This is a genomic window from Spartinivicinus ruber, assembly GCF_011009015.1.
Classification (GTDB): Bacteria; Pseudomonadota; Gammaproteobacteria; order Pseudomonadales; family Zooshikellaceae; genus Spartinivicinus; species Spartinivicinus ruber.
Genome location: NZ_CP048878.1, coordinates 6,207,757 through 6,222,725, shown reverse-complemented (window position 1 = coordinate 6,222,725; position 14,969 = coordinate 6,207,757). Strand labels below are relative to the sequence as shown.

Sequence of the window (14,969 nt, the reverse complement as noted above, 5' to 3'; positions counted from 1 at the left end):
CCGTTGCGGTAGTCTCTAAAAATATTCTCTCCATTTGACCGCTTGCAGATTTCCCCTATCTGGTGAAAAATAACCACCCTAATTAGAGCATACAACAGTTAATATGTAATATGAGTCGGGTTTCCCAATCGCAAAAAGTAGCTGAGTTTTTAAAAGAAAATCCAGGTGAAAAATTTACTGCCCGGCAGATTGCTGAGGCTATTATTGCGCGTCACCCAGAAGATTACTTGGATAAACGCTCTAACCCTCGTTTTAGTGATGAGAAAGCCTTTTTGCAGCAAATTGTGGCTGAAATTGGTGCCCAAAAAGCCAGCATTTTACGTCAGGACAATAAAATTCATTGGCAGGACAAGCCCAGGCCCAGAGTTTATTGGTTTGAAATTAATGCCAATGAAGAGGAAGAAGAACCTGAATGGCATGATTCAGATTTGGAAGAGGATGATGCTGCTATTGAGGTTATCACCCAGCAACAAATATTGGCAGAAGTAGAGTTATATCCATTACTAGTTCAATATTTAAAAAGTGAGCACCACCTGTATTGTTTACGTATTGATGAAAAGCGCTCTCGCAATAGTCGAGGTAGTGGTGGAAATCACTGGTTGCATCCAGACATAGTGGCAATGGAGCCAGTAGCAAAAGGTTGGAATGAGCTGGTGCAAACCTGTGTTCGGCAAGGTGGCAGTCAAAGTGTGAGGTTGTGGGCATTTGAAGTAAAGCGTGAATTAACCAGAGCTACTGTACGTAAATCGTTTTTTCAGGCAGTGTCTAATTCCAGCTGGGCCAATGAAGGGTATCTGGTGACCACTAGTATTGCTGATACTTTAGTGGAGCAAGAGCTAAGAATGCTGTCGGCTTTGCATGGGATCGGGGTGATTTTGCTCGTCACAGAAAATCCTTTTGAAAGTGAAATTCTTTTACCCGCCAGGGCCAGGCCAGAAGTTGACTGGCAATCAGCCAACCGCATTGTAGATGAAAATGAAGATTTTCGGGATTTTATTGAGCAGGTTTCAATGTATTATCAAACCGGAATTTTAAGGCCGAGAGACTGGAATAAAATTTAGGGCATCTCTAAAAATAACAAAAGCTCCTGATAGTTTTATCGAGAAATACCAGGTATAAACTTCTCGCATTGCATTTTTAGGCCAAAGAATTACAGATGTAAAGACTCATAGCGAAGGGGTTTTATACCCCTAGGGCACAAGGGCAAGGCCGTCGAGTGATGAGTATAATTAAAAAATACCCCGAAACACTCCAAAACACCAAGCAAATGCGCTTAAAATAGTACCGATTAATGAAAAATTTAATAAGGTACGCCAGCCAGTTTGCATGCTGTTGACTATTTGAAAGTCACTGACATAAATAGTTTCACAAGCGCCATTACCAGTATCTTCACGGGTGGTACTAGTACCACGGGAACCTCCCAGATGGTTTGAATATTTGGATAACCAACCTTTGATTTTTATTTGATCTCCAATTTTTACATCACTAATTACATCACCGATCATTTCATTATCAGTAATTAAGTGATTATTTGATAGTTCATTATTTTTAAATATTTTATATTGCAGATAATCCTTTGCTTGGTAAAAACAAGTAAACTCTCCACTCCAAAATTCAAATTTATTTAAATCTAATTTTTGTGCATTGTCACCCCATACCACACATAAATCTGCAACATTTATATGGTCGCTCCAGCTTTTGTGCAAACCAAACTTTCCATCATGGTGATTATAGGAAACAACTAAGCCTGTTAATTCATATTCATATAAAGGCTCTACTTTATACAATACATCATTTTTATAAATATTAAATGGTTTTTTATTCGTGCGAAGCTGCTTTGGAGGCTCATTAATTTCACTAGTAAACTGGATTTCTGAACGAGAAGCAAAATCGTTTCTAAACCAAAAAGCCACTATTAGCAAAACGGTGCATATATAAAAAGTAAAATTAATGAGTTTATGAATTGGGCTTTTCGTTCGCACAGCTGTACCTCTTTCCAATATTGCAGCCTAATGAGTTGAGGAATAGCTGAACTTTGTAAGGAGGCTATAATCATCTCAATTGGCTATGGGGTGACATAATATGTCTGTGCTGGTTGGTTTGCAACCACTTGTTATAAAAAAACTATAAGTCTATATTATTCAGATGTTTACGATGACTCTAGTTAGCCTACTTATTGCTCGTAGTGAATAGAATATGCATTCATTGAACTTATTACAGGCTAGAACCATCATAACTATTGATTATAAGCCACCTGTTTGACAAACTCGTAGCAAAGGACACCTATTACAAACGCTAGGTCAGTTGGTTTAGCTACATTTGTTTGGTTGTTGCTGATTATTTAAAGCCTAATATACTGATTTTGGAGGATATTTCATGCCTTTACGGATTGGGGACCAAGTACCTGATTTTAAAGCGGAAACCACAGAAGGAACTATTAACTTTCATGAGTGGATAGGCGACAGCTGGGTTATGCTATTTTCGCACCCAAAAGATTTCACTCCAGTATGTACGACAGAACTCGGCTATATGGCCAAAATGAAGCCTGAGTTTGCTAAGCGTAACTGTAAAGTAATTGGTTTAAGCATTGATTCAGTTCAAGACCATCATGAGTGGGCCAAAGATATTGAAGAAACTCAAGGACATGCACTTAATTATCCATTAATTGGAGACACTGATTTAATCGTAGCCAAACTGTTTGACATGATTCATCCTAATGCCAGTGGCAAAGCTAAAGAGCGTACAGCTGCTGACAATGCGACTGTAAGATCAGTATTCATTATTGGTCCCGATAAAAATATCAAGCTGATGATCACTTACCCGATGAGTACAGGGCGTAACTTTGATGAAGTATTGCGAGTGCTTGATTCTGTACAACTTACAGCTAAACATAAAGTAGCAACACCAGTTAACTGGCAACAAGGAGAAGATGTCATAATTGTCCCTGCTGTTTCAGATGAAGAGGCTAAAAAGCAGTTTCCAAATGGGTGGAAGGCACCTAAGCCTTATATTAGGCTGGTACCTCAACCATCTTAAAAGGATTTTTTAAGATCACCTTCATAACATGATCAGCAGTACTTTGTTTCATACTCAGTTGGGTATGAAACAAATAACTTTAAACTTGAAATAGAGCGGACTAACTTTTCTTGTTTACAGAGTGCGGTAGTTTATATCGAGGTTTCATTAGGTTAAATAAAAATTGCAAACACCAGTTAGCAATAAAAATTAACATGCCAGTCACGATTATTAAAAAACCTGGGTTTTTACTGGTTGAACTGCTGAAAATCATACTTAGTATTTGGCAAGTAAACTCCAAATTCTGTTTATGGCATTTTAGTATTTCTACATGGTAAATGCATTCTAAAATAAAACAAAAGAAACCCATCAGGAAACATAAAATACCTAGTATAGGTAATATAAATTTCACCATTTTTTCTCTTTTATGGTGTTTGGTTTTACATTAGTAAGACAATCAACTATCTTACTGATTTAGCCAGTTATTATTCAGCTCATACCATATTTGTAGATTTTTTAGAATAAATATTAAACAAATAGATAAGGATGTCACAAATGAAGCAATTGGCTTTTATTTTCTTAACTGGACTTAGTTTGATAAATTTGATGGCGTACAGTAGTCAAAATTTAACAAATACAGATAACTCACCTTATACTTCTGTTAATCCAACTATAGAAGAGCAAAGGCTTTCTACTATTCAAGTCAATCAGCCCAAACTATTAGTACCTTTTCAATCATTGATTAATAAAGCCAGTCAAGATATTCAAGCAATAGAAGACTTTAACCACTTAGTTACATTTGCTAAGGATACTGGGCATAAACTTTGGCAGCAGGCTAGCAACCCAAGTCGCTTAGTAATAGATGATAGGCCGCTTTACTGGGCGAGACTGGCCGTCAGTAAAATCATTCGCCAACGGATAAATAGCCTGAATTTAGGTGTTAGTCAGCAAGTGTCGTTGTTTTGGCAGTTTGAACTTGCCTCTCGTGGTCAATTAGATGTTAGCTTTCAAACAGGTGACCAACTAAGAATATTAATTACTGGGTTTGATCCTTTTTTTCTGGATTATAAAATTGGTCAAAGCAACCCTTCTGGTGCAATCGCACTTGCACTTGATGGCAAAAAATTTAGTGTTAATGGCCAGCAAGTAGCTGTTGAAGCTTTCATTTTACCTGTTAGGTTTGAAGACTTTGATCGTGGCATGGTTGAAACACTGCTAACACCTTATATTGCTAACCCATTGGTTGACATGGTAGCAACTATCAGCATGGGTAGATCAAACTTTGATTTGGAGCGATTTCCAGGTTTACGCCGATCTGCTCAAGCACCTGATAACTTAAATAAATACACGGGGGCATCAGCAAATAATCCACTGACTCCCCTATTGAAAGGGCAACCACTGGATGGTTCAGAGTTTGTTGAGTTTAGTCTTCCTGCTCAATCGATGAGGCAAGCAACAGGCCGATATCAGATATATGACAACCGTAAAGTAATTACTAAACAAGGTATTCGTTACCCCAATAACCTTGCTGAACTGAGCAGTGCAATTTCCGTTGAAGGCTCGGGTGGCGGGTATTTGTCTAATGAAATTTCTTATCGTAGCATTCGCTTACGTAATCGCTATCAACCATTGCTTCCAGTTGGTCATATTCACACTCCTAGCGTGGGAGAGTTTAATAAAACCACACAAAAAGCCATTATTAAGCAAGTGAAAGAAATGCTTATGCTGGCTATAGAATCTATGTAAATACTTTTAACTGTTTGATTAATCAATATGATGTCTACTAAATTTTGGGCGTCAATTAATGCCTTTTGAAACCAAAAGCTGTAGACATTAATATAGACTTGACTCGTCACTCATGATTTCCATAAAAATAAAGTCTTAACCCCTGTTTTATAAAAAAACAACTTATTTTAATAAAATATGTCTATCTGATTATGTATTTTGGAATAAGTGACTTATTAGTCATTTCTGTTTGAGACGGAAGTAGATAACCCACTGGATGTTTACTAGTTAACAGCTTAATATTTTAGTAAATTTTAAAAGGTAACTTTTGCTTACTTATACGTGGGTTAAAATAGAAGCAAATGTTATATTTCAAAAGTATTTAATTTAACTAAAGGTAAAGGAAGTTGTCATGTCTGTTGATGGCTCATTTAGAGTAGCCGGCAGTAATAGCTCGTTATTTGCTCAATCTTCCTCAGCTGATAAAACAGCTACAATGACTATCAGCAGGAATGGAAACACTAAACTTGAACTTAAACAGTTAAATAATGGTAAATTCAATCAACTGTTTAATCAACTTTCACACTTAAAACCTCTTGTTAAACCATCAGCTACCTCTCACGACATTTTAAAGGGTCTCAGGCCTATAGCTCTAGATGCTAACTAGTAAACATTTTTTGTATCGTGCCTCAAAAAAGCCTTGTACGTGTTGCAGTTACTACTCATATAATAAATATCCTGATGGATGAGTAAATTACGATTATCGGTATCCTTGATAAAGCTTTTGATAGAATTCAGTTGTTTTAGTTTTTTTTATAACTCTATTCAATTCTTGGGCTGACGCTACACTAAACTGTTTACTCATTAAGAGGTAAAGAGGCTCTTTAAATAACATTTCCACTACAGCAAGTTGTTGAGGTTCTCTTAGCTTTTGCTTAAACTGTTCAAAAATAGATTTATAGTTAATAAAGCCTGCTATACGCCCAGAATCTAGTAATGGAGCAAATTGTCTCAAACTGGATACTTTTACTAATAAATGGCTGTAACCCTCATTTTTTTTAAATTTTCAAAATTTGGACCATAGTATCCCTGTCTCAGATATCCTACTTTTAACCCTGAATCAAGATAGCTGATTAAAGAATTTTCTTGCTGTTTTTTCATTATTTTTTTTAGAGAGTAGAATACAACTTTTATCTCTCGATAAGCTATAGAGTACTGATATATTTTTGCGCGAGACTCTGTAAAAGATGCTTCTGGAATAAGGTCTATTTTCCCAGCTTTTAGCTCTTTTAGTAACCTTCCCCACGGCATTTCTAAATATACAACTTGGCATCCTAGCTTTTTAAATATGAATTAAGCAAATTGATAGTCTAAACCTGCTATATTACCGCTTGAATCTTGATAAAAATAAGGGGGGTCGTCTAACCAGCCAAACTTAACAGGCCTATCCAAGCATTGAGCAGCAACCTGCCCAATGCATAACAATACCAAACATAGTAGCATATATAATGCTTTCAACAGCTTAAACCTATTAGAGGTGCACTAATACTTTTTATAATGTACTTAGTATAGTCAAGCTGCATCTATCAGTAGGCTTTCATATAAATGGTTTAATAGCGATGCAAGGCAATGTTGCCTTCTTTTAGCCAGATTTTCCAATGTTGATCTAATGCCGTGAGACCACCAGGGTAATACTGAGTAAAAAACGCTTTAGCATCAATAGGCTGGCACTTATTTTCACTTAAGGTTTTCATGTATTTACTCAGAAGCTGTTGAGTATCAGGCTGGTCCATTAAAAAATAAATAACAGACCAGGCAGTAGCGTACATTGTGGCTGAATCTTGTTCATACCAGTTTTTTCCTTCAAAGCTGAAATATTGATCAAGACTCATTAATTGATTTTGCTGTTGTCGCCTGGCTAATAAACGCAACCACCCTTGGTTTGGCTTAATGGTGGCTAATTGTCCAGAAAGCTCCATTTGTTCAAAGTATTCTGCCAGCCCTTCAGTAAACCAGCTGGGAATGTAACCAAATAATCCCGCAATAATTACATGAGTAGCCTCATGACGGGCAACAGCATAGGTATGCTGGTCATTTCTCTGGCGCATTACTGCTGCTATATTGAGCTTAGGGTTATAAAAACCACTATTGGTTTTTAGTGTGGGCGCCACTTTAGAACGATAATGACTAAACTGTTCTAGCTGATCAAATACCTTGATAGTTAATGTGACCTGACGTAAATCAGCTAAAGATAAGCTGTTTGTCATAATCTGAAATACTTTTTGTGTATCTGTAGTCAACTTATCTTTCATCAAAATTGGTAAGCTGCTGCCTTGTTGCTCTACAGTTAAACGAAAATATTGTGCTTTTCGGGTATACTCTGCAGATAAGTCAGTACTTTTCTGTTGTTGAGGAGCTTTATCGGTAAAGTGGACTTTTCCGTTTTTATCAACCCATTTATAAATACGACTAGTAGGTTCTATTTCAGTTATTTCACGGGTTGTTGGTGAACATTGAAAACCTGCCATTTGCCATCCTTCAACTTTATCGATTATTTTTTGAATAGGGAGTGCATTCGTTACAGGAATCTTACTTACTGGCTGACTACTGGGCTCTCTCTTAGGAAGCTTAATACCAATTTGAGTCAAAAGCTGTTGGCGCTGTGTTTCAGTCGCATGCTGCCACATAACAGCAGCAGAGGATACAATAGCAAAGAGAAATAATAACCAAAATCGAGTACGTCTCATCGAATTATCTAAAAAGCTTGTTTAGCAACACAAAATAAATTTAGGGCAGAGCCTAGGTCCTGCTAACACTATACCTAAGAATGAAGAAAAAAACCTAGTCTTTTAAAAGCTATAGCCAAAGTGAATGGTTTTTAGACAGTACAGTTTTATCAAATTTCATACTAAAATAAAGTATTGGTGATAAAAGCTTAACGATGCTAAGAGCCTAGTTATAAAAGAGGTTGTAGTTATCAGCAGTGTACTTAGTAAACTAAGGCTTATTCTGTTCAGCTCTGTTTTGAGTTTCTATTGGAATAGCTTTTTAATAGGCCAAACCATGTCTATTGCCATTGCTGAGTGGCCTCCCTATGCAGTTAAATCAGAGCAAGTTGGGGGGAAGTACGCTAAGCGAGTCATTGACTCATTAGAAGTCGCTGGTTTTAGTGCTCAACTTATTTGGTACGATAGCTGGTTAACTGCTTATAACCGAACGCTTGCAGCAAAAAATGATGCTAGTATTTTTTGGGTTTGTAACCTAGAGCGTGCTGAGCATTTTTTTTATTCTAATCCTTTTCAAGTTGTTCAAACAGTAATGTTTCATTTAAAATCAAATAATTACCAATGGAAAGACTTGTCAGACTTAAAAGATCATGGGCCCTTTGGGGTTACAGCTTCTTATTATTATGGAGATAACTTTTCTAATGCAGCTAAAAAATATAATTTCGAATTACGTGAAGTTAGGCTAGAGTCACTAGTTTTTAACTTACTTATTTATGGGCGAGTCAATTATGTACCTACAGATATTTTAAATGGGTTTGAGCTAATTGAAAGGTATGTCCCTAAGGAATCCCAATCTTATATCACTTACAACCCTAAGCCAATTGAGGAAGGTTATCTGCACTTCATAGTGTCAAAACGCCATCCTCAAGCAAAAGTATTGGTCAATAATATCAATAAGGCTATTGCTTTGCTGGATGATAAATATTCTAAACAGTTATCTCTAAAAAGCTTAAAAGATTCATGTCCAGTTATTGATCAAACTCTATGATAGCCTTTATCGAAACTATTAATTATTGCAGCTAAATCCAGATACCCATCCATCAAATGAACATCCGGTTAAAAAGGTACCCGTTTTAGTAAACTTTTCAATAATATCGGCAGCATCATGTTCATCCATAAATGCTTGATAACTGCCTTTATCTGAACAAGCTACACAAGCATAAAAACCACATAAGTTTTTTAGATGATTGTCTCCCCAAGCGTGGCGATCATGCATCTGGCAGCAATAGTCTAATGAGGACATTGGCTGATATGGCTTGTTATCCCAGCCATCACCACAATAGTAGCCGTAACGTCCAAATAGGCCTCCTATCTCCCATTCTGTTTTACACACAGCTCCTCCATCTTTTTTACAACGATTGACAGCAAGCTTATGTTCATTTGCATTTTGATAAAATGGACTTCCAGTATATTCAACTGAAGAGTAAAAACCATAGAAATTATAAAGCAAATTACTAATAGAAAAATCTTCTTGTGTTTCTTTTGCTGATGATGTGGATTTATTTGATTTTACTTTCTTTATTTTATTCATGTTTTTTGTGTGTGCAGCTTTGATGTCAATACAGCTATCTAAATTGGCTGGATTAAATAGATTTTGGTGCATTGGTTTAATGCTGTTTACTTTGAATAAAAGTGCAGTTTCTTTAAACTGAAACTTTAATATGTCTTCCTTATTTTTGTTTTTATTTTTTTGCCAGGATATTCCTTGTTTTTCTGAGGTGTTTTTCTTATTTGATCTGCTTTTTTTGAACAAGTTTCTTATACTTGGTGCTTTGCTATCGCCAAGTGAAAAGCTGGTACAACTAGTCGTGCTTTGAATATATCCTTTTGCTGGGTTAGTGTCCCAGTCGTAATAAATATATGATTTATTGAATTCGCTAATACTAACCTCAATTAAAAATGCTTGTTTTTCTTCACTGAAATGAAGTGTTGCAGGTAAGTCAATATTAGGTAACGCAACCTCTCCAGAAGCTGAAAATGCCTTTTCAGCAAGTACTTGTGTACGTTGAGGTCCCTCTAAGCTAATAGCAGATGCATTAGTGATATATACAGAAGAAGCTATAACAGGAAGCAGTAATGTATGAAATAATTTATTCATTTTAAAGTCTCAATTTATTATTTTTCTCATGTTGTTTTAAGTATTCTCCTTATAACATCAAATTCACACTAACTTGTTTTTAGTTAAAAGACGGATTTTTTTAAATTAAGAAATAGAATTAGGCTGATGATTGTTGTATCAGTGAAAGCTGTTATCTCAAAATGCAATGCAAGTGCTAACTAAGATCAACTATATTTTTTATAACCTCTAAGTAAAGCCCAGCACATTCACTATACTAAACAATAAAAGACACGGAATGCATAACTATAAATGACCGAGTACATAGAAAAGAAGTTGAATGTATCTGAACTAGAGGTCGGTATGCATGTTGTTCGCCTAGATAAACCTTGGCTTGAGACTTCATTTTTATTACAAGGCTTTATTATTCAATCTCAAGAGGATATCACCGCTTTAGCAGAGGAATGTAATTACGTCTATATTCAAGGCAAATTTAAGTCTGCTGAAAGTAGTTCACCAAAAGTTAAATCTAACTTACCAAAACGCCAAGCGGTTTATATTAATAAAGTTAGCTTTGAGCAAGAAATTGAAAAAGCTTCTATTAACTTTCGTCAAGCTCGCGGTTTGGCCAAGAATATTATGGATGGCATTCGCATTGGCAGGGCGCTTGATATCAATGAAGCGAAAGATGCTGTAGCTGAATGTGTTAACAGCATTTTACGTAACCCGGATACGCTACGTTGGTTAACCCAAATTAAGCAACGAGATGAGTATACTGCAGAGCACAGTATGAATGTGTGTATTTTATCTGCAACATTTGCTCGCTACCTGGGCATGTCTCCTCCTGAAATAGAAAAAATAGGGCTTTGTGGTTTATTGCATGATGTTGGAAAAGCCAAGGTACCTGAAGAAATCCTAAATAAGCCCGGTAAGTTAGATCCAGACGAAAACAGCATTATGCAAATGCATACTGTTTTTGGTAAAGATATTTTAACAGCTGCTGAAAATAAATACTTGATTACTGTTGATGTTGCTCACTCGCATCACGAAAGAATTGATGGCACTGGCTATCCTCGCAGATTAGAAGCTCGACAGATTCCACTTTATTCCAAAATTGTCGCACTTACTGATGTCTATGATGCTATTACCAGTAGCCGTTGTTACGATGGTAGCAGAACTTCATTAACTGCACTGAATATAATTTATAATGAGATGGGGACTCATTTTGATACTGAATTGGCTCGTGAATTTATTAAATGTATTGGTATTTACCCACCAGGTAGCATTGTTGAAATGACCAATGGTGAAGTAGGTATTGTGATGAACAATGACCATATCAGTCGTTTAAAGCCTAGGGTATTATTGTTGTTAAACGAGTTTAAAGAGCCAAGAAAACATCGGCTAGTTGATATGACAAAAATAGACCTAGATGCAGAGAGTAAACCTTATGTTATTCAACGTGAATTGATTAATGGCAGCTATGGTGTAGATATTAATGATTATTTCAACTTAATAACCAGCAACTCTTTACCAAAAATTTCTCATAAACAAGAAGAAAAACAATCCATTCTCCAACAGCCCGATGAAGCTGCCCAAGGCTAAGGTAGCCTATTAGTTTTTTTTAACCGTCCATACACATTTTTTTGATAAAGAATATGTAAATAATGCTTGATCATTTTAAAATTCATGGCCCATGCAATTATCCGTAACCAGGGGTTTAATTTTAATAGCTCTATATAAGCATCAATATCATTAACAATTCTGCCATCAGCTAACTGAATATGTAAGCTGGTCAGTGCATCCTTTGGGCTGATGCCAGCTTCTTCCAGCGCTGCTTGATTGCTATTAATATCACACCATTCTATTTTGCTTTCGTCAATCCAGTGTTTAAACCACCGTTGATCCCGTTGGCAGCTGGGGCATATAGCATCGTAGTAAATGGTTATTTTACTCATCACTATTGGTGGCTCTAAAAATCCACTTTTAAAATAATTGTGGTCAATGACTCAGTGCTTTTCAATTGCAGAAGATTCTTCGAGGTGAAGAAGAATATTGAAGCCTGTGAGCAGTTTCTTGCTCCTTTATTATTTGAAAAAATTGAGCTTAGTCATAATTTTGCTTCCTATCAGGATAAGTGAGCAATAGATGACTCAGTGGTTGTTACTTGTGAGCAATAAACTGCTCACTTGTTTCTTTTAAATTGGGTTAGATTTCAATAGTTATTCATATCTATATGTTTTTAAAAGAAAAAATTCAAATTGGCATGTAGTTTGACTATTACCGGCCATATCTTTTCTAATTAACAAACAAGGAATGAAGCTATGCCAACTCCCGCGTATATGAAAATTGAAGGTGAGAAGCAAGGTCTGATTACGGCTGGTACTTTCACTGAAGTCTCAGTTGGTAATATTTTCCAGGAAGGCCACGAAGACCATATTCTGGTACAAGCTTTTCGTCACGATGTAATAATTCCTCGTGATCCGCAAAGTGGACAGCCAACAGGCCAGCGGGTTCACCAGCCATTAGTGATTACAAAGGTTTTCGATAAATGTTCACCTTTGCTATATAACGCATTAACAAGTGGTGAGCGTTTACCAAAATGCCATATTGATTGGTATCGTACTTCAGCTACAGGCACTCAGGAGCATTATTTCACCATCGAAATTGAAGATGCTATTATCGTGGCAATTAATGCCTCAATGCCTAACTGTCAAGACCCGAGCCAAGCTCATTTTACGCATTTGGAAGATGTTCACTTTACTTACCGCAAAATTACTTGGACTCACGAGTGTTGTGGTACATCAGGTGATGACGACTGGCGTAAACCAAAAGTATAAAAAACTTGAAAAAAGCCCTCTCTTTGAGGGCTTTTTATTTATATCTTTTTATCGCCTTAACCTCTTTCCTGCTACCTGAAAGATTGTTGCTATACAGCAAAAGTCTTTTGATCTTAACTGCATTAATTAGCTTTACTTCATTGCATAGACTCACTCTGTATTATTTTTTACCTGATTGACCATTTGGTCACTAATCGGCCATGCAATAAATAACCAACAAGGAATCATCCATGAAAGCACGTGCAGCTGTTGCCTGGGAAGCTGGCAAACCTCTTGAAATAGAAACTGTTGATATCGGTGGCCCAAAAGCAGGCGAAGTATTGCTCCGAATGGTTGCAACAGGTGTATGTCATACTGATGCCTATACACTTTCTGGAGCTGACCCTGAAGGATTGTTTCCCGTTATTTTAGGGCATGAGGGTGGTGCAGTTGTTGAAGAAATAGGTCCTGGAGTCACTTCTCTAAAACCAGGCGATCATGTAATTCCACTTTATGTACCGGAGTGTGGTCACTGTAAGTTCTGTCAGTCAGGTAAAACCAACTTATGCCAAGCGATTCGAGAAACTCAAGGTCGTGGGGTAATGCCTGATGGTACTAGTCGCTTTAGCTGTAAAGGCAAAGAACTATACCACTACATGGGTACCTCCACTTTTTCTGAATATACCGTAGTGCCCGAAATTTCAGTTGCCAAAATTAGCAATAAAGCACCGTTAGATAAAGTGTGTTTGTTGGGGTGTGGTATTACTACCGGTATAGGTGCTGTATTAAATACCGCTAAAGTAGAGCCTGGCTCTACAGTTGCCGTATTTGGTTTAGGTGGTATAGGCCTTAGTGTTATTCAAGGTGCCGTGTTGGCTAAAGCTGAGCGTATTATTGTTGTAGATATTAATGAAGATAAATTTGAAATGGCCAGATTATTAGGTGCCACAGACTTCATTAACCCACAAAAATACGACCAACCCATACAGGATGTTATTGTGGAACTGACTAGTGGTGGTGTTGATTATTCCTTTGAGTGTATTGGTAATGTCAATGTTATGCGCTCAGCGCTAGAGTGCTGTCATAAAGGCTGGGGAGAGTCAGTTATTATTGGTGTTGCTGGCGCAGGTGAAGAGATTTCAACTAGGCCTTTCCAATTAGTGACAGGTCGAGTGTGGCGGGGTACTGCTTTTGGTGGTGTAAAAGGACGTACTCAGCTGCCTGGATATGTTGAGCGGTATATGAAAGGCGAAATTAAGTTGGATGAGTTTGTTACCCACACCATGGGTTTAGAGGACATCAATAACGCTTTCGATTTAATGCACGAAGGCAAAAGCATTCGTTCTGTTATCTTATTTTAAGTGTGAGGTGAGCTGATGTCTGAACAAAATCAACTGGAAATCATTTCTCAAACCAAAGTGCATGGGGGTTGGTTAAAGCGTTATAAACACCACTCCAATGTATTAAATTGCGATATGGTGTTTGCCATATTTTTGCCGCCACAAGCAGAAGAGCAGGCTATACCCACCTTATACTGGTTATCTGGCTTAGAATGTACTGATGAAAATTTCATGCAAAAAGCTGGGGCGCAACGACTGGCTGCAGAGTTAGGTATAGCAATCGTGTGTCCAGATACTAGCCCTAGAGGCACTAACTTACCAGGAGAGCACGACAGTTGGGATTTAGGATCTAGTGCCGGTTTTTATGTAGATGCGACAGAACAGCCGTGGGCTGCCCACTATCAAATGTACAGTTATGTCACTAAAGAATTACCAGCATTAATTGCTGAATCATTTCCTGTCACTGATAAGAAGGCCATTAGTGGACATTCGATGGGTGGGCATGGGGCATTGATTTGTGCATTAAAGAATCCTGGTAGTTATACATCAGTATCTGCTTTTGCTCCAATCTGCCACCCTAGTGAATGCCCTTGGGGGCAAAAAGCTTTTAGCCACTATTTAGGAGAAAATAAAGATAGTTGGGCACAATTCGATGCATGTCACCTGATTGAGAAATCCACTAATCCCATACCTATTTTGGTAGATCAAGGCAGTGCAGATAAGTTTTTGAGTGAACAACTTAAACCTGAAGCATTAACTAAAGCATGCAAAGATAATAACTTCTCCCTCACTTTGCGTATGCAACCAGGTTATGATCATAGTTACTTTTTTATAACGAGTTTTATTGAAGATCACCTACGCTATCATGGTAAGGCTTTAGGTCTATTATAAAAAAGGTGATAAGTGTTTACTTTGGGTTTGAGTCTTTTTGAGTCAGGCCTGAAGTAAACAACAGTCTATGGAAAGCATAGTTAATCTTTGTAACAAAAGTTTATATTTTGTAGTTAGCTTATCCGGCTATTGACGTATAGACAACTTCAGAATAACGTTGAGCAGTTCCGGAATAAAGGACAGGATTGGGACTACAGTAAAGTAGAAATAATAAGAACTTTATTTATAGGAAACACCTGGCAGTAAAGTACGGCCAAAAAATAAAAATAGTAGCCAACCACTTAATAAACTTGGTTGGTGTGAGTAACTTATTCAATATAGTTTTGTTGTGGAGTAATAA

At 37.1% G+C, this 14,969-nt stretch carries 15 protein-coding genes; 9 read left to right on the top strand and 6 right to left on the bottom strand.

Annotated features, from left to right (window positions below; genetic code table 11):
- The first annotated feature begins 110 nt into the window (after nucleotides 1-110).
- On the top strand, nucleotides 111-1,061 hold the full coding sequence (locus G4Y78_RS28070) for a COG2958 family protein (RefSeq protein ID WP_163836238.1): 951 nt from the start codon (nucleotides 111-113) through the stop codon (nucleotides 1,059-1,061).
- A gap of 168 nt (nucleotides 1,062-1,229) precedes the next feature.
- Here the strand turns inward: G4Y78_RS28070 and G4Y78_RS28065 are convergent, their stop codons facing one another.
- Complete coding sequence (locus G4Y78_RS28065) at nucleotides 1,230-1,982, bottom strand: hypothetical protein (protein WP_163836237.1); 753 nt, start codon at nucleotides 1,980-1,982, stop codon at nucleotides 1,230-1,232.
- A 394-nt stretch (nucleotides 1,983-2,376) separates the two neighbouring features.
- Between G4Y78_RS28065 and G4Y78_RS28060 the strand changes: the two genes are divergently transcribed.
- From G4Y78_RS28060 to G4Y78_RS28050, 3 genes are all read left to right on the top strand, one after another.
- Nucleotides 2,377-3,036, top strand: a complete 660-nt coding sequence (locus G4Y78_RS28060) for a peroxiredoxin (RefSeq protein ID WP_163836236.1) — start codon at nucleotides 2,377-2,379, stop codon at nucleotides 3,034-3,036.
- A gap of 534 nt (nucleotides 3,037-3,570) precedes the next feature.
- Nucleotides 3,571-4,761: a hypothetical protein gene (locus G4Y78_RS28055; RefSeq protein ID WP_163836235.1), complete on the top strand. Its 1,191-nt coding sequence runs from the start codon at nucleotides 3,571-3,573 to the stop codon at nucleotides 4,759-4,761.
- A 391-nt stretch (nucleotides 4,762-5,152) separates the two neighbouring features.
- Entirely contained in the window at nucleotides 5,153-5,407 is a 255-nt protein-coding gene (locus G4Y78_RS28050) for a hypothetical protein (RefSeq protein WP_163836234.1), read from the top strand.
- Nucleotides 5,408-5,500: 93 nt separating this feature from the next.
- On the opposite strand, the gene G4Y78_RS28045 is transcribed toward G4Y78_RS28050, so the two are convergent.
- The 3 genes from G4Y78_RS28045 to G4Y78_RS28035 form a co-directional block, all read right to left on the bottom strand.
- Nucleotides 5,501-5,755, bottom strand: a complete 255-nt coding sequence (locus tag G4Y78_RS28045) for a hypothetical protein (RefSeq protein WP_163836233.1) — start codon at nucleotides 5,753-5,755, stop codon at nucleotides 5,501-5,503.
- Between the two features lie 14 nt (nucleotides 5,756-5,769).
- Nucleotides 5,770-6,090, bottom strand: coding sequence for a substrate-binding periplasmic protein (locus tag G4Y78_RS28040; RefSeq protein WP_268935116.1), 321 nt, complete (start codon nucleotides 6,088-6,090; stop codon nucleotides 5,770-5,772).
- A 260-nt stretch (nucleotides 6,091-6,350) separates the two neighbouring features.
- Nucleotides 6,351-7,487, bottom strand: a complete 1,137-nt coding sequence (locus tag G4Y78_RS28035; protein ID WP_163836231.1) for a DUF1570 domain-containing protein — start codon at nucleotides 7,485-7,487, stop codon at nucleotides 6,351-6,353.
- 316 nt (nucleotides 7,488-7,803) lie between these two features.
- Between G4Y78_RS28035 and G4Y78_RS28030 the strand changes: the two genes are divergently transcribed.
- On the top strand, nucleotides 7,804-8,514 hold the full coding sequence (locus G4Y78_RS28030; protein ID WP_163836230.1) for a substrate-binding periplasmic protein: 711 nt from the start codon (nucleotides 7,804-7,806) through the stop codon (nucleotides 8,512-8,514).
- Between the two features lie 18 nt (nucleotides 8,515-8,532).
- On the opposite strand, the gene G4Y78_RS28025 is transcribed toward G4Y78_RS28030, so the two are convergent.
- Nucleotides 8,533-9,624, bottom strand: coding sequence for a hypothetical protein (locus tag G4Y78_RS28025; RefSeq protein WP_163836229.1), 1,092 nt, complete (start codon nucleotides 9,622-9,624; stop codon nucleotides 8,533-8,535).
- Nucleotides 9,625-9,894: 270 nt separating this feature from the next.
- On the opposite strand from G4Y78_RS28025, the gene G4Y78_RS28020 reads away from it, so the two are divergent.
- Nucleotides 9,895-11,184 carry an HD-GYP domain-containing protein gene (locus tag G4Y78_RS28020; RefSeq protein ID WP_163836228.1) on the top strand — a complete coding sequence of 430 codons (1,290 nt, stop codon included), beginning with the start codon at nucleotides 9,895-9,897 and terminating at the stop codon, nucleotides 11,182-11,184.
- Here G4Y78_RS28020 and G4Y78_RS28015 read toward each other — a convergent pair.
- Complete coding sequence (locus tag G4Y78_RS28015) at nucleotides 11,181-11,537, bottom strand: thiol-disulfide oxidoreductase DCC family protein (protein ID WP_163836227.1); 357 nt, start codon at nucleotides 11,535-11,537, stop codon at nucleotides 11,181-11,183. The two genes, G4Y78_RS28020 and G4Y78_RS28015, sit on opposite strands and share 4 nt — an antisense overlap.
- A gap of 366 nt (nucleotides 11,538-11,903) precedes the next feature.
- Here G4Y78_RS28015 and G4Y78_RS28010 point away from each other — a divergent pair, with 366 nt between their 5' ends.
- The 3 genes from G4Y78_RS28010 to fghA all read left to right on the top strand — a co-directional run bounded on the left by G4Y78_RS28010 (nucleotide 11,904) and on the right by fghA (nucleotide 14,629).
- Nucleotides 11,904-12,419, top strand: a complete 516-nt coding sequence (locus G4Y78_RS28010) for an Hcp family type VI secretion system effector (protein WP_163836226.1) — start codon at nucleotides 11,904-11,906, stop codon at nucleotides 12,417-12,419.
- A 230-nt stretch (nucleotides 12,420-12,649) separates the two neighbouring features.
- Complete coding sequence (locus G4Y78_RS28005; RefSeq protein ID WP_163836225.1) at nucleotides 12,650-13,759, top strand: S-(hydroxymethyl)glutathione dehydrogenase/class III alcohol dehydrogenase; 1,110 nt, start codon at nucleotides 12,650-12,652, stop codon at nucleotides 13,757-13,759.
- A 15-nt stretch (nucleotides 13,760-13,774) separates the two neighbouring features.
- Complete coding sequence (fghA, locus tag G4Y78_RS28000; RefSeq protein ID WP_329604923.1) at nucleotides 13,775-14,629, top strand: S-formylglutathione hydrolase; 855 nt, start codon at nucleotides 13,775-13,777, stop codon at nucleotides 14,627-14,629.
- Nucleotides 14,630-14,969 lie beyond the last annotated feature (340 nt).

Bases quoted from the DNA above. Each gene is read 5' to 3' on its own strand.
- G4Y78_RS28025 (WP_163836229.1), bottom strand. From the start codon at position 9,624: ATGAATAAATTATTTCATACATTACTGCTTCCTGTTATAGCTTCTTCT.
- G4Y78_RS28055 (WP_163836235.1), top strand. From the start codon at position 3,571: ATGAAGCAATTGGCTTTTATTTTCTTAACTGGACTTAGTTTGATAAAT.
- G4Y78_RS28070 (WP_163836238.1), top strand. From the start codon at position 111: ATGAGTCGGGTTTCCCAATCGCAAAAAGTAGCTGAGTTTTTAAAAGAA.
- G4Y78_RS28050 (WP_163836234.1), top strand. From the start codon at position 5,153: ATGTCTGTTGATGGCTCATTTAGAGTAGCCGGCAGTAATAGCTCGTTA.
- G4Y78_RS28030 (WP_163836230.1), top strand. From the start codon at position 7,804: ATGTCTATTGCCATTGCTGAGTGGCCTCCCTATGCAGTTAAATCAGAG.
- G4Y78_RS28060 (WP_163836236.1), top strand. From the start codon at position 2,377: ATGCCTTTACGGATTGGGGACCAAGTACCTGATTTTAAAGCGGAAACC.
- G4Y78_RS28020 (WP_163836228.1), top strand. From the start codon at position 9,895: ATGACCGAGTACATAGAAAAGAAGTTGAATGTATCTGAACTAGAGGTC.
- G4Y78_RS28005 (WP_163836225.1), top strand. From the start codon at position 12,650: ATGAAAGCACGTGCAGCTGTTGCCTGGGAAGCTGGCAAACCTCTTGAA.
- G4Y78_RS28010 (WP_163836226.1), top strand. From the start codon at position 11,904: ATGCCAACTCCCGCGTATATGAAAATTGAAGGTGAGAAGCAAGGTCTG.
- fghA (WP_329604923.1), top strand. From the start codon at position 13,775: ATGTCTGAACAAAATCAACTGGAAATCATTTCTCAAACCAAAGTGCAT.
- G4Y78_RS28035 (WP_163836231.1), bottom strand. From the start codon at position 7,487: ATGAGACGTACTCGATTTTGGTTATTATTTCTCTTTGCTATTGTATCC.
- G4Y78_RS28015 (WP_163836227.1), bottom strand. From the start codon at position 11,537: ATGAGTAAAATAACCATTTACTACGATGCTATATGCCCCAGCTGCCAA.